The organism is Gracilibacillus oryzae, assembly GCF_009498735.1.
GTDB classification, from domain to species: Bacteria; Bacillota; Bacilli; order Bacillales; family Amphibacillaceae; genus Gracilibacillus; species Gracilibacillus oryzae.
This window is the reverse complement of record NZ_ML762437.1, coordinates 1-24968: the sequence shown is the minus strand read 5'-3', so window position 1 is coordinate 24968 and position 24968 is coordinate 1. Positions and strand designations below refer to the sequence as shown.

Here is a 24968-nt window from a genome sequence, read left to right as displayed (position 1 = left end):
ATTTTTTTCTCCAATAACTTCTTTTTCCAACATAGAAATGTTATTATTTATTAGGTGTATGAACAACAAGCCTTTAAAGAACACTAATTAAAAAGGAATTATGGAGATGAATTCAATGAAAGATTTAATCGTTCCTGAGAAACGGTTCAGACCCGAACTCGAAGGGGTACGAGTGCTTGCAGCATTTCTTGTAGCAGTCTATCACATCTGGTTTGGAAAAGTCTCAGGCGGAGTAGATGTATTCTTTATTGTTTCCGGATATTTGATTACAACCTCTTTACTTTCAAGAGTTGCCAGACATGGAACCATTAATTTAACCGAATACTACTTAGGACTTGTAAGGAGATTGTGGCCGTTAGCGTTAACTGTTATCTTGTTTTCGATCGCTGCTTCTTATTTTATATTCCCGGCATCACGCTGGATTTCAATTGTACCTGAAGCATTATCATCGATCTTTTATTATGAAAACTGGCAGTTGGCCTTTAATTCTGTCGACTATTTAGCACAGAATGTGAACGCAAGTCCGTTTCAGCATTTCTGGGCATTGTCGCTTCAAGGACAGTTTTATATCACATGGCCTGTTATTATCTTTCTTGCCTATTTCCTGGCAAAGAAACTTTTTAAAACACCATTAAGGAAAACATTGCTGACTGTTTTGATCGTGATGTTTGCAGCATCATTAAGCTATTCTGTTTATATTACAGCAGTCAACCAGCCATGGGCGTATTTTGACACATTTGCCCGTGTTTGGGAGTTCAGTCTTGGCGGGATTTTGGCATTGCTTTTACCATATCTGAAAATGCCGAAAGCTGTTGCCTTTATTATCGGTTGGCTCGGGTTTTGTATCATCGCATTTACGGGTATGGTATTACCTGTCTCTGATGTGTTCCCAGGGTATGCTGCATTGCTGCCAATATTCGGTGTTATTTTTGTTATTGTGGCAGCGGAAAATGCGAGTGCCTTTGGTGTACAGAAATTACTTGGTACAAAATTATTTCTATTCCTTGGCAGCGTGTCCTATGCGTTTTACTTATGGCACTGGCCATTGTATATTTTTTACCTGGCCTATTTCGATGTTGACAATGTTTCGATCCCAGCAGGTATAGGTATCATCCTTGTCGCATTCGGAATCTCATTAATCACGTCGAAATTGATTGAAAAGCCGATTCAAAGATTATCCCCGCGTGAGGCAAAGAAGAAAATTGTCGGGATCGCGATGGCCTTTCTTATCCCTGTCGCAGCTGTTGCGATCAGCTGGAATGTTTATGGACAGCAGTTATTAGGGGATATTGATACAGATGTGGACACGGCCCTTATAGAAGAACAAGAGAATTATGTTAATTTAGAAGTTTTGCCTGAAGAATATTATTCCAATGATGAAGATGAAGAAGTTATACCAGACTTTATCAGTGTGACAAAAGACTTGCCTGCATTTTACGAGGACACTCAGTGTTACACAACAATGGCTGGAGAAGGTGTTAAAACTTGTTCCTACGGTGAAACCGAAAATCCGGAGTATACGTTGGCATTAGTCGGCGGATCCCATTCCGGCCACTGGTTCCCTCCACTAGTCGAAGCAGCTTCTGAAATGGGAATCGAGCTGCAGCTTTATTATAAAGATGCCTGCCGATTCAGTGCAGATGATTTTGGCGGCGGATTAGATGAAACATGTATGGACTGGAATGAAGAACTGGAGGATGTTTTGGCAGAAAATATGCCTGATATGATTTTTACAACAGCAACTGTTGCAGGATCTATCGAAATACCTCAAGCTTACCTTGATAAATGGCAGCAATATGAGGATCTTACCCAAATTATTGCAATAAGAGATACACCTAAATTCCCATACGAGATCCCTACATGTGTGGAAGACAAAGGAATAAGTGAATGTCACGTCGACCGTGAAGGCATGGTGGATGAAGGGAAAATTACGGACACTGAAACAGAAATACCTGATAACGTGCACCTTGTCGATTTCAGCGACTATTTCTGTGATGATGAGACATGTTATTCGGTTTTAAATAATATCATTATCTACCGTGATAGCAACCATATCACCACAACCTTTGCAAAAACATTAACAGAACCATTTAAAGAGGAATTGGAAGCTGTGATTGATACACTAGAATAAGTTGTGTGACCCTTGCCAGTGCGCTATGTTAGGAGCTTTGGCAGGGGTTTTTTGCGGCAATGGCAGTGTGAGCTGGTAACTTTGGGATAGCAATACATACGATTGGAGTATAGACACTTTTCAGTCATAGTGGGGGGGGAAAGCGGAATACTTAGGTCGAGGGTGGGATTTTGTTTTAATATCAGGATTAGGAACGTCTTGGGCACTAACAATGAGATTTGTGTTTATTTCTTGCGATAATGAACAAATCTTTTTTTTTCTGCTATGAGATTTGTTCATTATTTTCATTTTAACAACAAATCTTCCCTCTCTTCCTTGGGATTTGTTCATTATTTTCATTTTAACAACAAATCTTGAACTTTCCCCCTAAGATTTGTTCTTATTCTTAAGCTTATACACACATCCTAACCTGGGCCCAAAAGATTTCTTCTTATTAATCCAGACCACTTGTTTCAGTACAAAAAAAGACTCATAAAAAGCGGTCTCCCACTTTTTATAAGTCTCGTCTTTATGCTTGCATTTCCAAATAGGTTACTATATCTGCCGCAATTGCGTAGATATGTTTGTACTGTACATTTTCATCTGGTATCTGCTCTACACTATCTGCTGTTACGACGCCTTTTTCGATTAATGCATCCCAGTTTGCTTCAGAAGCATCCTGTGCAAAAATTCCGGCAACCATATTTAAGAACATTTCTTTTGTTAAGTCCTGTGCTTCTCCTTCAAATGCCATACTGTACATTTCTTGCATTGCCGCACTGTTCAAATCATAGAATGAACCATTGGCACGTTGAACCGCACTGTTCAGTACATTAACGAGCGCCTGATTGGATGCCTGATCATCTACCGGCAGTTCATTTGTATAACTTGCCACAACTACACCATAATTGATCAATTTCTGAATGGATTCATCATACCATTCATCCTGATATGGATAGCCTACATCGAAGTGATCAACAAATGCGCCTTGCTCATCCAACTTAGTTCTTACTTGGGAAATGATATCCTCATTTTCCGTCATATCTCTGAACGTCATTTCTTCTTCATTCGAAACAGCTGCTGCTACCCCTGCTCCTTCTCCAACTGCCATTCCAGTCGGAACGATACGGGCACTTCCTGCTGCCAGTGAAGAGAAACCTGCTGATCTGCCGACAACTAACAGACCATTTACTTCTTTCGGTACAATCGAGCGGAACGGAATCGCATATTGGATAGGATCCGCAATTACGTATCCATAATCTTCGGTTGTCTGTGCCTGGACATCTACAGGGTAAGCTCCAAGTGCAATGCTGTCCCAGTGGTCTTTGTTTGTCCAAACATCAGACATTGGAAGCTGGTACTCTGCCAGCACGTGGCGTGTTTCACGAACATATAATTCTTCAGGGAAACTCGCAATTTCTGCGTTTTCAAATCCTGGGAATTCTGCACGCAAAAATTCGACAATATGTTCTGTCTCTTCTTTCCCCATATCAATTGCTTTTTGTTTCGATTCTTCATCCAAACCGTTGATGCCAAAAATCTGCAGTGCATTGATGAAATATTCATCACCGACTTTTGCTAAATTCAAACCTCTGAGTCTCGTATTTTCCTGCACTGGTTTATAGTCATAATGAAGGTCACCAAAGCCCCATGCCACATGGTCATTCATTGCTGACGTTCCGAATGTTTCCTCTTCTACTGCTGTTCTGATTCCATCCCAGTCAACGCCTTTTAAATGGATCATTAATGTTACAGCCATTCTTTTGTCAGCGATCCCGATATCTTCTCCACCAGTAAAGTAAGGAGCATCCGCCATCACAGCAAAATCAGCATCCTGTGTTGCATCAATGAAAGCTCCTGCCGCCACTTCAAATTCACCATGCTCATTTGATATGTTGATGGATGTAATCGTGTTTGTATCATCTTTCACCACATCTGTTACTTCTGTTTCAGATGTTAACGTTAAGTTTTCTTCATTATCTACGAGATGTTTAAATGCAGCATGAGCTTCCTCAATTCCAAATGCATTTCCAACACCAACTAATTCATGCCATTCTTTGAAAATACCTTCACTGACATTTTTACCGCCTTCCCCTTGCGGAATATCAAGAAAGTTTAACATTCCGTATGTAAAGAGACCGCCAAGTTCTTCCCGTTTTTCAATTAATAATGTCTTCTGGCCGTTTCTTGCCGCTGAGACAGCTGCCGCTACCCCTTCAGGCTCCCCGCCAATGACAATAACATCATATTCTTCTTCGAAAGTTTCCTGTGCTACCGGCTTCTCATATTGTTCGACAAGTGTTTGTGCGTCAGCGGTATTTGTATCTGTTGTTTCATTATCTGTCGCTTCTTCTTCCCCGACATTTAAATTCAACAATGTTACCCCAATACCAATAGCAATTACAATAACGATCAAAAATCCCCAAATATATACTTTTTTCATACTTCCTCCTAGTTATTATGCAATATTGACACATAGATAAGGTTATTTTATCATTATCTTTGTTACCATTCAACTTCCACCAAAAGTCTATCAATAATAGAAAAGAGTGATTTTTTGAATAAAAGATATATTAATGAAATTTATGTGACAAGGGCCCTTGCAATCATGGGTGTGCTGATTGTCCATGCCACATCCTTTCCCGTGTCGCAATATGATCCAAACACATTTACGTTTGAGGCGTACAGTTTTCTTAACACGTTCTTCCGGTTTGGTACACCTACCTTCATTTTTTTAAGTAGTTTTGTTTTATTTTATTCCTACTATCACAGGCCGTTAACAAGTCAATTGATACTAGGTTTTTACAAAAAAAGATTGCTCTATATTATCTTGCCGTACATTATTTTTTCCGTCATTTACTTTATGTACAACTATGAATACTATTCCAGTGTGTTTACAACCAGAGAATTGGTCAGTACTTTTTTTAATCAGTTATTAACTGGAAGCACGGCATCACACTTGTATTTCGTGTTTATCAGTATCCAGTTTTATCTATTATTTCCGCTTCTGTTATTCGCCTTTAAAAAGTGGCCAGGTCTAGTAAAATATTCTATCATTCTGGGCTTTGTGATCCAGTGGGCATTCGTCTTCCTGAATCATCAGTATGGTTTGATTATGAATAAAGGAATTGTTTCCTTATCCTATTTTAGTTATTACTTCTTTGGGATCTATTTAGGAGTGAATTTTGACAAATTTTCGAACTTCTTTTCTTTTGAGTTTAAATGGAAGGAAAAGTTATTATCAGGTTTCATTTGGATAATATGGGCGATTTTCTCTATTGCTCATGCGCTCATCTGGGTTTGGACAAGAACAACAGGGCAATGGGCAGAGAACCTTGTATATGAAGCTTTGTGGAATGGCCATACCTTCTTCTCTGCGTTAGTGTTATTGCAAGCTTCCTTCTATATTTACAAAAACTGGAGCACGAAGCTTAACAATGTGCTAATCCACCTTGGGGTTGTCTCATTTGGTGTATATTTGATCCACTTACTGATTTTAAATCTGTACCAGAAATATGTGCCAATGCCAGGTGATTCATTACTCTATCATCTGAAAAGTTTTGGCGGATTTATCATCGTTCTCGCACTGTCATGGCTGATTGTAGGAATCGTAACCCGCTACAAATACAGCTGGATACTGTTTGGTGCAACACCGAAGAAGATACCTTATAAAGAGAAAGAGAAACACTGATCATTAGCGATACTTATCAGGATGCTTAGCGTCTGTGATAAAAAATAATGCACAAAAAAATGCCTCCCACTTCTGGAGGCATTTTTTCTTATCCCAATTTATATTTATCGATTACTTCAAAAATGTTCGGCTTAATCGACTCTTTCAGATTATCCCATACATATTGGTGCAGACTAAGTTCTTTATTAGCATTTTCTGTCAGAGAGCTTGCCGTTACTTTTTCCTCAGCAGCTGCCGGTTCTGCTTCTTGCTCTGCTGCTACTTGTACCGTTTCATTCACCGTCTGCTCTGAATCTTCAAATTTATCTGCGACAAGGTTTTGGACATGAGCTTTCAATTCCTCATCTTCCTGAAAAATCGCATTCTCAGACCAATGATTCGCTTCAAATTTACCCTGATCCAATACCATTGCTGCATTATATTTGCTGTCGAAAAAGTCATCTGCCGGTTCTTCTACACCATATTTTGCCGCCATGTCAGCATTATGATTTAATCCGACAATATATGGCACAATGCCTGGTGCCTGATTAAAGTCTTCAATCGCATCCTGAAGGCTGTTTTCCCACAGTTCCACTTTGTCCTGATCACCTTCTGCTTCCGCATCCTTAATTGCATTCAATTTGGATTCGATCAGATTCCCATAATAAATTTTGTTCTTCTCAAATACACCGTTCACTTCTTCGTACCATGCGGGATGCTGCTTTGCTTCAAAAGCATTGTAGCGGGACCAGTCATCCTGAACAATCGATTGCTGAATTAATTAATTGCGCTGAATTTTCACATCAAATAATGGATTGATCTTTCTAGCTTCATCGCCTAACACAAGTTTCCATTCATTCGCTGAGCTCGTCTGTACTTCAGCAGAACTCTTTTTATTCGATTGTACATACATTCCATTATTAGGGATTGAACCTATCATATCAGCCGTTCTAAAAGTAGTCATAATTACATGCCCATCCTTATCTTTTATCATTCCATTTTCCCAATTCTTCTTTCATTATACTTATTTTGTCGCCATATTTCTACAACTTTTTCATTAATTTTCTAGTAATGGATAAAGTGAGACTTTGGTCAGTGAGGAGATAAACAGTATCATAATTTATTCCATATGATTTTGCTGCAGCAGCTGCCTGATTTTTGACTTGGCACTTCTTCTCCAGCTCTTCACTGCAGGCGCAGTAACTGCATAAGTATCTGCAATCTCGCTGATCGTCTGGTCCTTTATCACAGCATGAACGAACCAGCACCATTGTTTGTCTGAGAGTTTTTCACGGATGTCGGATAAAAGCTGCCTGTCAAAAGCCGGCTTATCCTCCATCAGCAAATCATCTATCCTCACACGCTCAAGCCATGAATCTAAATTGTCCTGCTCACGACTTTCTTTTTTGATTTTGTTCAGAAACCTCCTGGAAACACAGCTGTAAATATAGGTAGACAATTTTGATTTAGATTGATCAAACGTTCTGAGTGCTTCCCAAATCGCAATCATCCCTTCTTGAAAAAATTCCCCTTCCATATCCCTGATTCCATATTTGTTAATTAAGTGATGAATCACTCGTTCATGATCCTTCAGCACCTCTTCAAATTGCACTTTTCCAATACTCCCAAAGGATAAGCACTTATCATAAATTCCGCCGGTGAATTCATCATATAAAAGGAATTTGCAGATGACGAATGCCGCTATTTCCATAGGTAGTGTGGAAATTCCGAGATTTGGTGCATTTTTGGCGTGAAACAAATAGAAAATCGCGAGAATGGAGGGGGCTAAGAGAAATATCGTATGAAATGTGACATTGTGCTTGAATTTGGCGTGGCGTGAGGATCTCTCCGCTGGTTTATTTGCAAGTTTACTATTTTATTTGCAGCTTCTGCTCTTTCTTTGCAGTTTCCTCATTTTATTTGCAGCTTCTGCTTTTTATTTGCAGTTTCCTCATTTTATTTGCAGCTACTGCTCTTTCTTGCGACTTCCCGCTCCTTTCTTGCGACTTCCACGCGCTTTCTTGCGACTTCCATGCTCTTTCTTGCGACTTCCATGCTCTTTCTTGCGACTTCCATGCTCTTTCTTGCGACTTCCACGCGCTTTCTTGCGACCTCCATGCTCCTTCTTGCGACTTCCCGCCCGCTTCTTGCGACTTCCATGCTCTTTCTTGCGACTTCCATGCTCTTCTTGCGACTTCCATGCTCTTCTTGCGACTTCCACGCTCTTTCTTGCGACTTCCACGCTCTTTCTTGCGACTTCCCGCCCGCTTCTTGCGACTTCCCGCTCCCTTCTTGCGACTTCCCACTATTTTTCTAATAATTGAAAAAGACTAGATGCGCTCAACATCTAGTCTTCTCGCTATAAGCTGCACTATTTCTTTACAATCCCATTTAATATAATCTGGACCATATCTTTTGTGATGTCCTCAGCAGTACTCTTGCCTGTCCATAGTTGCGTGATGGTTAGGCGTTCTATTGAACTTATTACTATTTCAGCTGCAATGCTCAAATCTATGTCAGCCCGAAAGTAGCCGTACTCCTGTTCTACTCGTAAGTTTCCTTCAATTTTCGCTGTAAGCCCTTCCTTAATTTTGTATGCTTGATCAGAGTGGATGAAGGCGATTTTTGTTATGTATTGATTTTTTTCAAAAAAGGTAAAGATTGCTCTTAATCCTACTTCAATCCGTTCAGACAGGGAAGACGGTTCAATGTCTGAATCTAATCTGCTGTTGCCGACAAGCTCTTCTAATTTTATATTAAATTGATCGATTAATTCCTGATAGATTGCTTCTTTGCTGGAAAAATATAAATAAAAGGCAGGTTGAGAAACACCGGCCCGGCTTACGATTGTACCAACTTTGGTATGATAGAAGCCATTTTGGGCAAATTCCTCTGCAGCGATTTGAAGCATCAGTTTCCTGCTCCGCTCACCATCTGATCCTTTTTTTCTACCTCTTGCTCCCACGATTAACACCTCAAAAGAATTCATTTTTGTAACAAGTATAGTATAAATAAAATGGAAGGTCAAAATAGGGCAGGAACTTCAATAAAGGCTGGACACTTCATCTTCATATTCTGTTACCGCGATAAAATCAAACCCATTAGCTGAGGCAATATCCCGATCATAGGCAAAGTTATATACAAGAATGATCGCATTATAGGATTTTTCCAAATAGATAGATTTTAATCTCGGAATAATTACTTCTTCATAGGAACATCCTTTTAACAAAATAGAAATGTCGCTGCTGGTACTTTCATAGACTTCTTTTTCAATTGTATCCTCATCGGTTTCCCCACTATCAATATGAAAATCGTTAAAAAATTCAGACGGAACAGAATCGCCGTCCTCGTCATATGTTAAATCAACATACTCCTCTATCTCCTCTATCGAATCATTGATGTTTCCGAACCAAATAGAAACATAACCGCTTTTTTCCATAAAAATGCCTCCCTGAAAAATTCAATCCATATCAAAAAAATACGCGGGATCCTCATCCACTTTTCTTAAAAATTCCTCCAACGAATCAGCGATTTTCGTCTCAAAATAATAGACTGATGTCGATGTAGTGTCAGTTAAATCAAGAGTTATATAGACTCCCTCGTTCACTTCATAAAAAACTAACTGATCTTCTTCCTCATAGATTCCATCCAAATCGGGATCAAACTCGTAAATACCTTCTCTTAATGTAATATCAGCGACTGTATCCGGATCCATTACTCTATTAAAAGCATTACTATTGCTGCTTATAAATCCATAGCCAATCTTTATGTAAAAATCTCTTAGTTCTGCAGGGAAAGGAAATCCGAGCCTCTCTTCCGCATTTATTATATCGTTTTCTTGTAATTCATAGAATTGATGCTTTCCATTTTTCAAAAAATCAAATGCTGTCATTAAAACTGCCTCCTTATTTACTCGATTAGATAGAAAAGAAGAATACTAATATATGGGCGATAGTTAAGATGGAAGCAACAATATTGAGACCAATCGACACTGTTTTAGAAAAGAAACTCCAAACGCCAAAAATGATAGATGCTATTCCTAATACTAAAAACATATAAAACATGAATTGTAATAGTAATTGATTGGCACCACCGAATCCCATAACGAAAAAGACAATTAATGACAGGCTTACAATCAAACTTAACGCTAGAAAAATATAACTTTTCCATGGCTTCTCGCTCACTAATCACACCTCTGTTTTAATGAACAGAACACTTTTATCCTATCACACAGACCCAATTTATGTAAATTAGTCGAGGGGATAATCCTAGCTATTTTATTCTCAACTTCGGGTATGCAGGTCTTTCTTCAAGGGAGGAGGAACAATGCGGGCACATTACCGCTCTGTAAGGAATGGACAGACAGCAATACGGGCATTCTTTCTTCGTCATCGAGTCCAGTGGATGCTGATGCGGCTTTTTCCAGCGGTTCATTTGTCTTACTACAAGGAAAACAACAAATAAAATGATCACAAATCTTATTGATGTGGAAATAAACATGCCATAATTAATCGTAATTGCGCCGGCTTCCTTTGCCTCTGTTAAAGAAGCATATGTTTTTCCACTTAGTGTAATATATAAGTTCTCGATATTCATTCTGGAATACAACAAGCCAATCGGCGGAAGCAAAATATCCCGAACAAGGGAATCGATAAAACTGCTTAACGCTGCACCCAGAACGACCCCCACCCCCATGTCAATTGCACTGCCCCGCAAGGTAAACTGACGAAACTCATGAAATAATCCCATTTGAACAAGCCCCCTTCTTTTCTATAACTATGAAAAAGGAATAGGGACTATGAATAATAGAATAGGCAGAAAGTGAGCTTAAAAGGATGCTGTTTCTTATCACAGCTCCCTATGTCTTGTGGAAGATTTTGAGAGCTGAAAATATATTGACAAACTCGCACCATGCTGAGATAATAATCTCAATTCAATATTGGTACCTTTAATTCAGTCCCGTGAGGCTGACAAGGACAACGTTTTTCAAAAGGGCAGGTGTATGCACATCTGCACCCTTTTGTCTAAAGCTTCTTGTCAGTTGGGCAAGGAGCCTTTTTTATTGTTTGATGTTAGCTTCCCTGACAACCTGTTGGGGAAATCTCGCAAAACACCCTACAATAAAATTAACTTGCTCAACACAGGTGCCAGTTAAACGACAAGGGGGAAATACAGATGGATAAAGAATTTTCACTGCAAGCAGTACCGCAATCACATAGAAATGGTTTTTGGAAGATGTTTGTTGTTATGTTAGGTTTTACATTCTTCTCTGCAAGTATGCTATCAGGCGGAGAATTGGGACTTGGCCTCTCCATGCAGGAAATCATCTGGATGGTGTTACTTGGTAACTTAATTTTAGGATTATATACTGGGGGCCTCGCTTATGTTGCTGCAAAAACAGGCTTGTCCACACACTTGTTAGCACGCTATGCATTCGGGGAAAAAGGCTCTTATCTTGCTTCATTCTTGTTAGGGGCAACACAAGTCGGCTGGTTTGGTGTAGGATTGGCGATGTTCGCAGTCCCAGTCAACAAAGTAACTGGCATTGATATGACAACATTAATTATCGTGTCAGGGATTGTGATGACATGCTCGGCATTTTTCGGAATGAAGGCACTAGCTATCTTGAGTTTTATCGCCGTACCAGCAATTGCGATTTTGGGAAGTATTTCAGTAGGAATTGCGGTAGACGACCTTGGCGGTTTGTCCGGATTATTCGCATATGAGCCGGAAGCAACGATTGGCTTGGCAGCAGCTTTAACAATCTGTGTCGGGTCATTTGCCAGTGGCGGAACATTAACTCCTGACTTTGCCCGTTTTGCAAAAACAAAGAAAACAGCCGTTATTACAACATTGATCGCCTTTTTTATCGGAAACTCACTAATGTTCCTGTTCGGAGCAGTTGGCGCAATTTCAACTGGACTCGGCGACATCTCAGAAGTGATGTTCATGCAGGGATTGATTGTACCAGCGATTATCGTGCTTGGATTGAACATCTGGACAACCAATGACAACTCGTTATATGCATCAGGCTTGGGTTTTTCCAATATTACAAAAATCAAAAAAAGCAAAGTAGTTATCTTTAATGGAATTGTCGGAACAATCCTGGCAATGTGGTTATACAACAACTTTGTCAGCTGGTTAACACTTTTAGGCGGAGCATTGCCTCCAATTGGCGCAATTTTATTAGCAGATTACTTTATTATGAAAAAAGGAAACTATTCTAAGCTTGAAGAAATGAGCTTCCAGGCAGTACGCTGGCCGGCAATTCTGGCATGGGCAGGCGGATTTGCTGCAGCACAATTTTTACCAGGGATCGCCCCTTTGAATGGAATTATCGGCGCTGTTGTGATATATGTAGTGTTGGCACTTCTTACAGATAGAGTGCCCGCAACAGAAAAAAGCCTGGAGCTGGGAAAAGAGGTATAAAGTTTGATAATACAAAACGCATCACTAGCAAAACAAGAAGGTCTCTTCAACATTCATATTGAAAATGGCGTTTTTACCAAAATAGAAAAAGCACAAGCTGTCGATGGTGCAATCGATGTAAAAGGGAAATTAGTCAGCGCACCTTTCATTGAACCACATGTTCACCTTGATACAACATTGACAGCCGGTGAACCGAAATGGAACGAAAGTGGAACGTTATTTGAAGGAATCTCTACTTGGGCAGAACGCAAAAAGTCTTTAACAGTAGAAGATGTCAAAACCCGTGCAACAAAAGCATTGAAATGGCAGATTGCACAAGGGATTCAGCATGTCCGCACACATGTTGATGTCTGTGACCCTTCCCTTACTGCGATGAAAGCATGGTTGGAAGTGAAGGAAGAATTAAAGGATTATGTTGATCTGCAATTAGTCGCATTTCCTCAAGACGGATACTTATCTTTTCCAAATGGCGCTTCGTTAGTGGAAGAAGCGTTGAAAATGGGCGCAGACGTTGTTGGCGGGATCCCGCACTTTGAATTCACTCGCGAAGATGGTGTGGAATCAATGAAAATTGCCTTTGATTTAGCTGAAAAATATGACCGCTTAGTTGACATTCACTGTGATGAAATTGATGACGAGCAGTCCCGCTTTGTCGAAGTGGTAGCAGCGGAAGCTTATAAACGCGGATTAGGCAGCAAAGTAACGGCAAGCCATACAACGGCGATGCATTCTTATAACAGTGCCTATGTTTCTAAGTTAATGAAGCTGCTTGGATTGTCTCAGATTAACTTTGTCGCAAATCCATTGGTAAACATTCATTTGCAGGGCCGCTTTGATGATTATCCGAAACGTCGCGGGATTACACGCGTGAAGGAATTGAGCGAAGCTGGATTGAATGTATGTTTCGGGCATGACGACATCTTTGATCCATGGTATCCACTTGGAACAGGCAACATGCTGCAGGTTCTTCATATGGGAATCCATGTGACCCAATTAATGGGCTATAACCAGATTATCGATTCGTTTGATTTTATTACGAAAAATAGTGCGATTACGCTGAATATTCAGGATCAATACGGCATCGAAGTCGGCAAGCCGGCGAATTTTATTGTCTTAAATGCAACGAATGAGTATGACGCCGTTCGCAAACAGGCAGAAGTACTTGCTTCCTATCGCAATGGGAAGAAAATCGTTGATTCGAAGCCAAGAGAAACACAGATAATGATTAGTGATCAAGAAGAAGTGATTGATTTCGAGAGATAGGGCCTGAGGCTCTATCTTTTTTTGTTCGGAGGATTATGTTTTTTGAAAAGATGATCAGAGTTGATGGTTGGAGGGGCGCAATTTTTATGAACAAATCTTTCTCTTACACACGATGATTTGTCCTTTATCTTTGTTTTATCAACAAATCTGTCCTCTACTCCACAGGGATTTGTTCTTTATCTTCATTTAATCGACAAATCTTCCCTATACTCCTCTGGGATTTGTTCTTTATCTTCATTTAATCGACAAATCTTCCCTCCACTCCACTGAGATTTGTTCTTTATCTTCATTTAATCGACAAATCTTCCATTAACCCCTCCATGATTTGTCGATTATCTCCACTTTATCGACAAATATCCGCCAAAAATTCTGTGTTTTGTTTATTAAACTTCCTCTGCCCTTCTTTTCCATCTTCAACAAAAAAAGGTGTACAGAGCAACACTCCATACACCCATCATCTCACTATTTTGGCATTCCTAAAATCGTCTTCGGTTCTAAGAATTCTTCGATACCGTAGTCGCCCCACTCGCGGCCGATACCTGACTGTTTGAATCCGCCGAATGGTGCTGTAAAGTCAGGGGCACTGTCGTTAATGGTAATTCGGCCTGCGCGGATGCTTTTAGCCACTTTTGCCAGCTTGTCAGGATCTTTTCCGACAACAAAGCCAGCCAGTCCATAGATAACATCGTTCGCAAGTTCGATTGCTTCATCGATTGTTTCATATGTGAACACTGTCATGACAGGTCCGAAAATTTCTTCCTGGGCGATCTTACTGTTGTGATCCACATTTGTGAACATCGTGATGCGTGAATAATAACCTTTGTCTAGTCCTTCTGGTTTGCCTTTTCCGCCGACGATTAATTCCGCTCCGCTGTCAATGCCCTGCTGGATATAATCCTGCACCTTTTCCCACTGGTCTTTTGAAACCTGCGGGCCTGTGAAGGTATTTTTATCTTGCGGATCACCGATAGGATATTCATCCACCAGTTTTTTGACGGCTTCCACAAAATCATCGTGCATAGCTTTTGGAATAAAAATTCGTGTACCTGTTGAACAGATTTGCCCTGTATTTGACGCCACTTTGGAAATCGCCGTTCTGGCAGCTGTCTCCACCTCGGTATCATCAAGTACAACTATTGGAGATTTGCCGCCTAGCTCAAGTGCAACTTTTTTAATATCTTCTGCCGCATTTTGCATCAACTTTTTACCGACTGCGCCAGAACCCGTGAACGATACAAAGTCAATATCAGGGTGGGAACTAATCGCATCCCCAACTTCTGAACCTTTCCCATTTACCAAGTTGACGACACCTTTTGGTACACCTGCTTTTTCCATTACTTCTGTAAGTAAAACAGAAGCAATTGGTGTTTTGGATGCAGGTTTGAAAACGACCGTACTGCCTGATGCAAGGGCACTTGCCAGTTTAGTGGAAATCTGATTTGTCGGGAAATTCCATGGTGTGATTAATCCCGCGACACCAATCGCATCCTTTTGAATATAGGAATTTTCTCTTCTTTCCGTAAATTCGAAATCACGAAGTATTTTGGCTGCGGCTTTAAAGTGATTTAACCCCATCGTATATTGTACTTCTTCTGTAAATGTTACAGGAGAACCAAGCTCTGCTGTGATAATTTTAATAAAATCGTCTTTTCGTTTTTCATATTCATTCGCAATATTTTCTAATAGTTGGACTCTTTCCTCTTTTGATGTTTGTGAAAAGGAAGGAAAAGCCGCTCTTGCTGCTTTGACAGCTCTATCTACATCTTCTTCTGTACCTGAACTGATTTCGCCGATTTTTTCTTCTGTCGCTGGATTGATGACATCAATTGTTTCACTGCCTGTTGACTCAACCCATTCACCATTTATAAAATGTTTCGTGTAGTTATACATCTTGATATCCAATCCTTTCTTCATTTGAAATGTTGCTATATAAAACATTTCCCTTTTTTTGGTTTGGTAAACAAAAATAATAGAATACACGAAGCTTTATTAACTCGAGTTAGCACTCACTTCCAAACACTCCTCCGCTCTGACCGCTTCATAAACTTAGCAGACATCGCACGCAATCTTGCTTTTAACAGTACTTTTCTTCCTTCAGGAGTTCTGGTAAAAATCATTTCAGCTTTTCCCATTCGTTTGTTCCATTTTTTCGCAAAAATCTCTGCATATTCTTTTTTGCGGCCGATTTCTTCTGGAACTGCATGATAGTCATGGCGCACCCACAAACGCTTGCCTGACTGACGATGAAGTAAGTATCTTGGATTATCGATCGGATCGAGCAATTGCTGCACTGCCTGGAGGAAAAGTTTTTGTTCTTCTGTGCTGCCATTCTCCAGATAACCGTACAAACTGCCTCCTCCCCCTTTATTGATGATAATCTTGTTTTCTTTCAGGGGTGTCTCTAATAAGCCGATTTCGAACATGGTTTTGTAGACAATTTCTGTTACTTGCTTCAGCCTTGATTCAAGCGAGGAATGGAACAGGAAAATTCGTAATGCCCGCCACCAGAAAGGGCTTGAAATAACAACACCTATCACAAAACCCCAGATCAATGCTGAGCGGATGGCGGCGAATGATTCGTAATAATAGCCATATTCACCAACAGCATACAGCACGTTGAGAAAAATGGCACCACAAATAAGGAGTAATGATTTCAGTGTATTACGGAACATAAAAATCGGCGGCAGTTGGCTCGTGCTGACTTCGATCTCTTCTCTTTTCTTTTCCCCTTTTTGGACAGCTTCCTGCCATCGCTCGTGAAGTCTTGTTCTTTCTGTCGCTCTCTCGGCCATCAGCTGATTCGTTTCAAGGATTGTTTTTTGTCTAAAGAGAGGTTTGGCCATTCGTAATCTGTCGATGCCTGATTGAATCACAGGAAGCTCTGCATCCACTCCTGTCAGTGACTGAAAGCGGCGTGATAATGACTGATAATCATAGCCGCCATCCAATGCGTAAGTATCCACACAAACAAGGTGCCAGATATTTGCTGCCTTGTCCTGATTACCCTGCTCTGATCTGATGGCACGTCCACGCATTTGGTTTGTTAACATAAAGCTGCCAACATAGGAAGCAAGAATGAGTGTGTTCACACAAGGTGCATCCCATCCTTCTCCAAGTAAGGCCGTTGTTCCGATTAACACATCAATTTCGCCATGATCGAAAATGTCTGTCATCACTTTTACCATTTCCTGCCGTGATGTACCTTTCCATCTAATCAAGCTGTAACGATCATCATGTTCCAGTTTTTCAGCAGTGAATTCCAATGCAGACTTTTCCAATAAGGAAATGGCCTGGTTGGGAACAATGACGACAGATCCTGTCAGAACACCTAGACGGCATTGATTAGCAACATTTCTTCTTAGTTTTTCAAAAATCGGCACAACACCTAAGCGAATCAGCGGTTTATTTTCTTCGCCAGCTTGAGGCAGATCTTCTTTATAAATATAATCTGCTAACACTACTAGGCGCAGCTTCTCTTTTTGTGCCTTTTTTTCCAGCCTTACGATGTCTGCAATACTATCCAGCTTCGAACTGCTTTGTAATAATTTTCGTTGCATCGATCGTGTCGCAATCAGCTTCACTCTTCTTCGTTCAATTGCCCTTATCGCAGTTAACTGCTTTTTTATTGATTCGATCGGCTCTTCTTTCGGATCTGTATGTTTATCCTGATAAATGAAGAAACTTAACAGTTCCTCTGTCCATTCCAGGTCAAAGGAAGGAAGTGCCGCTGCTTTTTCTTCCATTACTTCAAATGGTTTTTCCCAGGCAGGACTGCCAATTTCCTTCAAATAAACAATCATACTGATAAAATAGCGATAGTTTGCCAGTTTCTCCTCAACGAACGCCTCTGATGCTATCCAAGGATGATTATCCACTAATGATTGGAAGGCCTTGTTTTCCAATAGTTCTGTTCTGATCTGCTCGGCTTCTTTGTGAAAAGTATCGATCGGTTCCTGTTCCTTTGGCGCAGGGGCAGACATCCAGACATAGTCCTGATGCGGGCATAAATCCCCTTCTTTCACTAGTGCCGCTATTTCGATTTCTTCATCAATTGGACCACACAACTCCATATACTTATCCCACTCTGCCTTTCCGACATCATAAGGCGGGGTTGCGGTTAGGGCAATAATGCTGGGATTTTCCAACTGATTTCGGATATGTATCGTTGTTTTCCACCAATTTGTGCGCAGATGATGGGCTTCATCTAATACAAGTGTCTGGAAGTTTTGCTGAAAAAGCCGTTCGATTGCTTTCTGTTTTGCATCATTTTCGAGAGGCATTTCTTCTTCTTCCAGATCATCAAGCTCTGATTCTTCCTGCTGCTCCAAGGTATCTTGAAACAGAGCATATAAGCCTTGGTATGTTGTAATCGTTAGGAAAGATGGGTTCTTTATATCTGTTGAAATCCAGTCAGGCTGTTCCTTTTGCTGTAGAAAAAGCGCTGTAAAACGATCGGCCCACTGATTGCGGATCGCAAGCGTCGGGGCAACGATCAAGGTTGGTTTATTGAGCCTTCTGATCACTTCCAAACCTAGAACCGTTTTCCCCGAACCTGGCGGGGCTACAAGGTGCAAGTGCTGATTTGCTAAATGTTTGTCCAGATGGCGCAGTACCTCTGCCTGATAACTGCGCCACGGGAAACAAAATTGAATGCCTTCAGGGAAACCTTTCATTGGAAAACCTCACTTTCTAGCCAGCTGTTTTAATCCTGGGTTGTGCTTGTCGCATCCTCCCAATATTTTCGTTCTATCTTTTCGGTATGATAATCTACAATTTTACCAGATTCATAATTGACGCCAACAATGACTCTGTGAACAAATGTATCATCCATCGCCTGAAATGGCAGATGCCAGCCGCTTGATGACAAAATCGCTTCCTCTGCTTTTATCGTTAATCCTTTTTCTTGCTGTTTTTCATACCACTCTGCTGTTTTTTCATATTCTAATGCCATTGCTTTCGCTTGTTCGATTGTTAAGATATCCGGCTCATCCTGGTTTATTAATGTAAATGGATAGTCAGCTGTGATGTTATCTCCATCATGGGAATGGAAGAAAAAATGGATCTTATACTCTCCGTTGTGAGCCTGGAGATTTTCCCCATGAAGTGAAAATTTTCTAATATAGGAAACATTCTTCTCTATTGTCTCACCTGCCGCAAATTCTTCTAAATCATTAGGATCAAAGATATCTGTACATTCTTTTGGTGCGGTTTGCTTCTTATTTTGAAGCGTTGCATTGCTGCCATTCATTTGCACAAAAATCTGAAAAGGTATGCCGCACCTTCCATTATAAATGATTGGCTGATCACTTACATTCTCCAAGGCTGCACTTACCTTGATTGTTTCACCAACTGTAATCTCCGCCGTAAGCTCCATTCCATCCTCTTGATGATGAAATTGGTAAGCTTCCTCTTGATCAATTGCCGGAGTATTTTCACTTGTTCCACAAGCTGTTAGAAATAGCATGATGCCCAATATTGTCAGGAATTTTTTCATATTATCATCCTTTATTATCTTTACTTAAAAAGGATGTTCAAAAAGTCACCAAATGATAAGCAGCGAATCTCTTCGTTGGTTTGTGAGTCCGCTTCTCACGTATTCAAACAATACGTTCCGATGCTCCTCACTGCACCGCCTCGACCTTCTTGCTTCAAATTTGCTGATTTTTTGAACACTCACTTCTATAGACGAACAGAGCCAAGTTAGGTTTCATTTTGATAACAAAAATGCCTTGCAGAAGTCGCTCTGCAAAGCATTTTGTTAATGAATTATTCCTTATTGCTATGCGATTTCGTCCATGTATACAGCAATAATCCAATCATAATTAATAGTTGCAATAAAAAGACAACTGCATCCCAGAAGTACGGGTTTCCAGATGGTGAGATCAGTGCAGGAATCAGTCTGGAAAAGACAAAAAAGAATTGTGGTACCATATAAAAAGCGAATAAGGCCAGTGTAACGGAGATCCCTAATACGTAGAATACGGCATATAATCGGACGTATACTTTTTCTTCTTCATATGCTTCTGTCTTATTGTCTGTTTTCACAAATGGCAGCCATCTGCTGAATAAGCGCTGGCTATTTTCCATAATGTTATAGCAGCCTGTGATATTTTCAAACAGATAATATAAATCTGTTTTCATATAAAAACAGCATTGATAGATTGTTTTGATAAAAATGTCCAGCACAATAAGCGATAAAACAGCATCAACAAACGTCCCATCTATCGGCAGGAAGAATTTCAGAGTAAGGACAATGGCTACAATCCACTGGTCAAAATAAATGCCGCCTAAATATAAAAGGTTGCGCTCTTTTGGCTTCAGCTTCCAGCCAGCAGTCATATCTGTCTCAAACACTACCAGCAAATAAAGACGATGGCCCACCTCTAATTTTGTCGGAAGGTTGTGTGCCCTTATTGCGAGAATATGCCCAAATTCGTGGATGAGAATGAGGAACAGAGAAATAAACATATAAAAAAGTACACTCAAGACAATCGAGTCAAAAACAAATATATCCTGGTAGTTCGGGAAAAAGTCCGGCTTCATGATCATATAAAATATATTCATTAAAATAACAAGAAATAGGATGATCTTTGTTCCACGATGAAAAAAGAAGCGTCCAACATTTGCCGGCAGCCAGGAAAACCCTTGGGCAGCAGCATTGGATTTCTCTTGTTTCACTTCTTCTCCGTCAATCTCTTTTACCAAACCAAAATCAAGCAGCTGTTCGGCAAATTCCAGAATATCCACTTCTTCTTCCGGATACTTCGCCTGAAGTGTTTTTTCGATTTCCTCTAGCGGCACCTTGTCATTGATTAATTCAATGGCATCAATACAAATTTTCGGCATTTCGAAAAATTCACCAGAAGTTTTGTCTTCTACAATATAATGCTTTTTGTCTTGTCGTATTGTGAGTGGATAGAGGGTTATATTAGAATTATGTGAAATCATTTGTATCACCTACTGATTATTTGCATAAAAAAAGGTAGTTCGGAAACTACCTGCGACAACTTATTTCCAGCTTCCGAAAATGCACCACCAGCAAGTTGTCTTTGTCTTTTTTAATTTACGAATTTTCATTAAGTTCACCTCTATCCTTATTATATTTATTATGAAACTCGACCCATTGTGGATAGATTTCTACAAACTGTTTTACTATGTCAGGGTCAAATTGAGTACCGCTACCATCAACAATTCGTTGATAGGCCACCTCTAATGGCAATGCTGCACGATAAGATCTGGAGGATGTCATCGCGTCAAACGCATCTGCCACTGAAGTAATCCTTGTTAATAATGATATTTGTTCACCTTGTAAACGGTGGGGATAACCATTGCCATCCCATCGTTCGTGGTGATGCTCTATTACATCTATATATTCAGCAATTCCTTCCACATTTTGCACAGCTTCTGCACCGACAGTCGGATGTTCTTTAATGATCTCAAATTCTTCTTCTGTCAGTCTGCCTTTTTTTGTCAAAATATGATCAGGAATATGCACTTTCCCAACATCGTGTAAAAGACATGCATAGTAAAATGATTTTAATTCTTCCTCTTTAAATTGCTTGGTAGAATTCGCTAGTAACCTTGCATATCCTGCGACTCTCTCGCTATGTCCTTTTGTGTAGGGGTCCTTCAATTCCAGTGTTGCAATTACCCCTTTTACAATTCCTTCTAACTGGTTATCATAGGATTTTTCAATTGCTCTTACATATGCGATAAAGCGGTAAAGAATAATACTTGCCACAATCACCAAAATAATGGTAACGATAGCAGGCAAAATAGCTACAGGTTCCCATAAAAACAGGCCAACGATAAAATACTTCACTAGAGTCCCTATTGACACCAGATAGAAGAAAGATATATTGACAAAAATAGGAGAAAATAAAACAATAACAATTTCTGCTATATTTCCACTTCTGTATGTAACATCGTTACCCGAATAATAAATTATCTCTGTAATAATATTCACAGTGGTAAATACAAAGAAAAGTAAGTATTTTACCTTTTGTGTTTTGCCATTACGAATGAGATAGATCATAATTGGAATTAAAATTAGTAAGACGATGTAAACTGGAAAACTACTCTTCTCCCCATTATAAAGGCTATCTGTAAAATGTACTGATAGATAAAAATAAAAGAAATCATAAAGAAAGAAAATTCCGTAAAACAACCACAAAAACCAGATAGTTGTTCGTTTTTCTTCGTTTGCTAGATTTGCGTATTTCTCTGAATATCGCATTCGTTTCCCTTTCTTTTCTCTAAAATGATTAACTGATTTAATTTTACTATATTTTTCTTCAAATAGAAAGATAATAGTAGATTTTAGTAGATTTTTTTTGAAATTTGTTACAGTTTGTCTTTTTCCGCATCATGCGGGGATTTTGAAGCCATTTTTCCCACTAAAAAGGTAACAGAAAAAAGCTGATCTTCCCTTAGTGAGGGCTGACCAGCTTTTCTGTCTTGGAATACAGCTCTAATCCATGTGAACTATTCCAAACTATCTATTGATTATTATACTCTTCAATCACGTCATTCCCGCCTGCTTCTTTCCAGTCCTCAATCGCTGCATCAAAGCCTGCTTCGTCAATTTCCCTAAGAATATATTGATACGTTGCATCTGTGATAATCTGGTCAAGCGATCCTGCATTTTGTGTATATGTTTCCGATTCACGTCCTACGGTTGGATCGTCTACTACATAATTATCATTATCTTTGTATAGATCAATCGCTTTTTGTGCTGGGGCATAATCATAAAATGCTTCATATCGGCCATTGGTTGATGGTTCTCCAATTTCGAATGAAGTATATGGCTTAATTTCCTGATCGTGTTTATCCTCATCCAATATTTTTGCTTTCCCGTCGACTACTTCATAATGCTCGCCTTCCACACCCCAGATTAATAGATTTGCACCTTCTGGAGACATCAGATAATCAAAAAATGATAATACATTTTTTAATTCTTCTTCTGATTTAATCGCAGCTTTCGGGAACATAATCAAACTTCCATAACCAGGGATCGAGCGGACGCCAAATTCACCATGCGGACCTGCGACATTGTTGTGCACATCAAATTCCACATCAGGATTAATGACTTCTGCATCTTTATTGATACCAAGAACGTCCTGCATTGATCCAATATAGACACCAGCTTTTCCGTTTTTCATCATTTCCTGCTGATCTGTTTTACTCGTTACAGGCGCATCTTTGTTCATATAACCATTGCTGTGAATGTCGCGGAAGAAATCCAATGTTTGTTTATATTCAGGGAACATGAATTCAGGCAGGAGCTCGCCATCTTTTTCTCCCCATCTGTTTGGTGTACCAAACCATGTTGATACTGTGTTAAATGTGCCTAGATTTCCTCTGTCCGTTAATCCAATCGTATCATCCTGTCCGTTTCCATCAGGGTCATCTTCCGTGAAGGCACGCAGCATTTCATAAAACTCATCCGTTGTTGTTGGCGCCTCCAATCCTAAATTATCTGCCCAGTCTTTACGGTAAATCAGCCCTGATCTGGATAATGGACGGCCCATGTATAAGGAATATAATTTGCCATCCACTTCCGAATTTTTCAATGTTCCTTCTCTTAATTTACTTAAGTTTTCGAATTCCTCTAAATACGGGCCAATCTCCCAAAACTGGTCATCTCTGATTGCATCTTTAAATTGTACAAATTGAGCGGTTTTAACTAAAAATGCTTGTGGCAATGTATTGGTAGAAAATGCTGTATTCACTCTTTCTTCATAGTTGCCGTCCGGAATCCACTGAATATCCAGCTCTGTATTTGATCCCTCTTCTAACAGCACTTCCAATTTGTCAGTCGGGACTTCTGGTGTATGCAAATTTAACATAACAGATAATTCAAAAGGTTCTTCCTGTTCTTCTGACTGTCCTGATTCATTTGTTTCTGTTTCTGTTTCACCACCTGCTTCTTCCCCGCTGTTATTGGATGCTGATTCTTCATTACACCCCACCAAAAACAAACAAAACACACTTACAAATAGAAAAAACACTAATTTTCTCATGCATTCACACCCTTTTTTGTTTTTCATTTCTCTAATCAGCTTTTCTCAGAAAGCGTTTACAAGTTTATTTTATAAAAGCTTTCTTCATAATTCTTTATACGATCATGCTCTATTCTGAGTACCTTTGCTTATTTTGCACCTGTTTAGAAAAGCGCAAAGCGCCCGTTCTGCCCCGACAAGCTTAAGCGAAACTGCGACGTGGCGATCTTTGCCACATAGCAGGATCGCTTAAGACCTCGAGGGGCAGGCGCTTGGAGCTAGACATCTCCGTTTATGCTTTCTTATCTGTCATTAAAAAAACACAAACAGGTTTGCTTGTGTTTTTTGTCTTATTTTGTTTTCTCCGCCTGCCTGAATTTCAATGGAGAAGTATTGGTCAACTTCTTAAACACTTTATTAAAATGGGCGATTTGCGCAAAACCAACGAAATCAGCAATCTCAATAATTTTCAGGTCTGTGTCCCGTAACAATTTCTGAGCTTCTCTTATTCTGACAAGCTGAATGTATTCGCTCACATTAAAGCCAGTAACTTTTTTAAAAGTCCTGCTCAAATAACTCGGACTCAAATAATATTGATTGGCAATCTCTTTCAATGTAAGGTTGTGCTGATAATTTTTGCTGATATAAGACGCCACCTCTAACATTTTGTTGTCTGTCATGCTTGCCGTACCCTTACTGGCAGTGCCTTCATTCACTTTGTTTCTGTTAATAATGATCAATAGCATCATTAACAAAGATTGAATGAATGCTCGGTATTGCTGCGGTTTACCTTCACACTCGCGCACCATTTCATGCAGAATACGTTCTACCTGCAATTGTTCTTTTACAGATATCCCCAGCTTGTTAGGCATCTGTTGGAACTGACCTTCTTCCATATCTTCTATGTCGGCATGCTGCTTAATAAAGCTCCACTTAAAATTAACAACAATTCGCTCTGCTTTTACCCCTTTGACACTCGATGTTTTGTGCAGATCATAGGGATGGATCACAACCATATCGCCTTTTTTTGCGGAAAACAACTCATCATTGATGAAAAAAAGCTTCTCACCTGCCAGCAGATAATACAATTCATAACCTGTATGAAAATGAGTTTTATTCATTTTGTTAAACATCATCTCATTCACATACCTTATCCGAAAAAGCTCATGATCAATTTCATAACTTTTGAGTGTAAGGGTATTCATGACATTATCTCCTTTTTTGCAGATCTTTCTTTTTTCCGTGTATTTGTCTCCATCATATCACTAAAAATGAGGAAATGTTAACATGCTGAATACCATGAGCTGTGATTTTTTGCTGTGTCATGGAATTGAGAGAGTATTCGAATGCCTTGGCGAAACTTTTTCCGAATCTCATGGCACTCAGACTCCTTCTGAATGCCTTCACGAAATTTTTTCGGTTAAGCCAGTATAATTGTGTAAAAAGAAAAGCCATTATAGCTTTCCTCATGATACAATGTTTTCAACCACGATAA

General features: G+C 39.7%; 21 protein-coding genes. 4 read left to right on the top strand and 17 right to left on the bottom strand.

The features are described from left to right. Positions 1-115: 115 nt before the first annotated feature. Positions 116-2131, top strand: coding sequence for an acyltransferase family protein (locus F9U64_RS15375; RefSeq protein ID WP_153405544.1), 2016 nt, complete (start codon positions 116-118; stop codon positions 2129-2131). A gap of 508 nt (positions 2132-2639) precedes the next feature. On the opposite strand, the gene F9U64_RS15370 is transcribed toward F9U64_RS15375, so the two are convergent. Beyond that, a complete protein-coding gene (locus tag F9U64_RS15370) occupies positions 2640-4553 on the bottom strand; it encodes an FAD-dependent oxidoreductase (protein WP_153405541.1) in 1914 nt (637 codons plus the stop codon). A gap of 114 nt (positions 4554-4667) precedes the next feature. Between F9U64_RS15370 and F9U64_RS15365 the strand changes: the two genes are divergently transcribed. Next, positions 4668-5801, top strand: a complete 1134-nt coding sequence (locus F9U64_RS15365; protein WP_153405538.1) for an acyltransferase — start codon at positions 4668-4670, stop codon at positions 5799-5801. 88 nt (positions 5802-5889) lie between these two features. Here the strand turns inward: F9U64_RS15365 and F9U64_RS15360 are convergent, their stop codons facing one another. The 9 genes from F9U64_RS15360 to mscL all read right to left on the bottom strand — a co-directional run bounded on the left by F9U64_RS15360 (position 5890) and on the right by mscL (position 10529). Beyond that, complete coding sequence (locus F9U64_RS15360) at positions 5890-6477, bottom strand: hypothetical protein (RefSeq protein ID WP_153405535.1); 588 nt, start codon at positions 6475-6477, stop codon at positions 5890-5892. Positions 6478-6561: 84 nt separating this feature from the next. Further along, positions 6562-6774, bottom strand: coding sequence for a hypothetical protein (locus F9U64_RS15355; protein WP_153405533.1), 213 nt, complete (start codon positions 6772-6774; stop codon positions 6562-6564). A 126-nt stretch (positions 6775-6900) separates the two neighbouring features. Continuing rightward, complete coding sequence (locus F9U64_RS15350) at positions 6901-7392, bottom strand: sigma-70 family RNA polymerase sigma factor (RefSeq protein WP_153405530.1); 492 nt, start codon at positions 7390-7392, stop codon at positions 6901-6903. A 304-nt stretch (positions 7393-7696) separates the two neighbouring features. Next, positions 7697-8086, bottom strand: coding sequence for a hypothetical protein (locus F9U64_RS15345; RefSeq protein ID WP_153405527.1), 390 nt, complete (start codon positions 8084-8086; stop codon positions 7697-7699). A gap of 65 nt (positions 8087-8151) precedes the next feature. Then, positions 8152-8745, bottom strand: a complete 594-nt coding sequence (locus F9U64_RS15340; RefSeq protein ID WP_194287402.1) for a TetR/AcrR family transcriptional regulator — start codon at positions 8743-8745, stop codon at positions 8152-8154. 78 nt (positions 8746-8823) lie between these two features. Then, positions 8824-9219, bottom strand: coding sequence for an immunity 22 family protein (locus F9U64_RS15335; RefSeq protein ID WP_153405521.1), 396 nt, complete (start codon positions 9217-9219; stop codon positions 8824-8826). A gap of 21 nt (positions 9220-9240) precedes the next feature. After that, positions 9241-9672 (bottom strand): SMI1/KNR4 family protein, encoded by a 432-nt coding sequence (locus tag F9U64_RS15330; RefSeq protein ID WP_153405518.1) that lies wholly within the window; start codon positions 9670-9672, stop codon positions 9241-9243. A 25-nt stretch (positions 9673-9697) separates the two neighbouring features. Continuing rightward, entirely contained in the window at positions 9698-9964 is a 267-nt protein-coding gene (locus tag F9U64_RS15325) for a hypothetical protein (RefSeq protein WP_153405515.1), read from the bottom strand. Positions 9965-10052: 88 nt separating this feature from the next. Further along, a complete protein-coding gene (mscL, locus tag F9U64_RS15320) occupies positions 10053-10529 on the bottom strand; it encodes a large conductance mechanosensitive channel protein MscL (protein WP_153405512.1) in 477 nt (158 codons plus the stop codon). 426 nt (positions 10530-10955) lie between these two features. Here mscL and codB point away from each other — a divergent pair, with 426 nt between their 5' ends. Then, on the top strand, positions 10956-12209 hold the full coding sequence (gene codB / locus F9U64_RS15315; protein ID WP_153405509.1) for a cytosine permease: 1254 nt from the start codon (positions 10956-10958) through the stop codon (positions 12207-12209). A 3-nt stretch (positions 12210-12212) separates the two neighbouring features. Further along, positions 12213-13472 carry a cytosine deaminase gene (gene codA, locus F9U64_RS15310; RefSeq protein WP_153405506.1) on the top strand — a complete coding sequence of 420 codons (1260 nt, stop codon included), beginning with the start codon at positions 12213-12215 and terminating at the stop codon, positions 13470-13472. Positions 13473-13934: 462 nt separating this feature from the next. Here codA and F9U64_RS15305 read toward each other — a convergent pair whose 3' ends face one another. The 7 genes from F9U64_RS15305 to F9U64_RS15275 all read right to left on the bottom strand — a co-directional run bounded on the left by F9U64_RS15305 (position 13935) and on the right by F9U64_RS15275 (position 24678). Next, entirely contained in the window at positions 13935-15362 is a 1428-nt protein-coding gene (locus F9U64_RS15305) for an aldehyde dehydrogenase family protein (RefSeq protein ID WP_153405503.1), read from the bottom strand. Positions 15363-15478: 116 nt separating this feature from the next. Further along, positions 15479-18145 carry a DEAD/DEAH box helicase family protein gene (locus F9U64_RS15300; RefSeq protein WP_153405500.1) on the bottom strand — a complete coding sequence of 889 codons (2667 nt, stop codon included), beginning with the start codon at positions 18143-18145 and terminating at the stop codon, positions 15479-15481. A gap of 29 nt (positions 18146-18174) precedes the next feature. Beyond that, entirely contained in the window at positions 18175-18966 is a 792-nt protein-coding gene (locus F9U64_RS15295) for a putative periplasmic lipoprotein (protein ID WP_153405498.1), read from the bottom strand. Positions 18967-19238: 272 nt separating this feature from the next. Continuing rightward, on the bottom strand, positions 19239-20420 hold the full coding sequence (locus tag F9U64_RS15290) for a peptidase (RefSeq protein WP_153405496.1): 1182 nt from the start codon (positions 20418-20420) through the stop codon (positions 19239-19241). A gap of 115 nt (positions 20421-20535) precedes the next feature. Beyond that, positions 20536-21708 carry an HD-GYP domain-containing protein gene (locus F9U64_RS15285; RefSeq protein ID WP_153405494.1) on the bottom strand — a complete coding sequence of 391 codons (1173 nt, stop codon included), beginning with the start codon at positions 21706-21708 and terminating at the stop codon, positions 20536-20538. Positions 21709-21970: 262 nt separating this feature from the next. Then, a complete protein-coding gene (locus F9U64_RS15280) occupies positions 21971-23494 on the bottom strand; it encodes an extracellular solute-binding protein (RefSeq protein ID WP_153405492.1) in 1524 nt (507 codons plus the stop codon). A gap of 329 nt (positions 23495-23823) precedes the next feature. Next, complete coding sequence (locus tag F9U64_RS15275; RefSeq protein WP_153405490.1) at positions 23824-24678, bottom strand: AraC family transcriptional regulator; 855 nt, start codon at positions 24676-24678, stop codon at positions 23824-23826. Positions 24679-24968 lie beyond the last annotated feature (290 nt).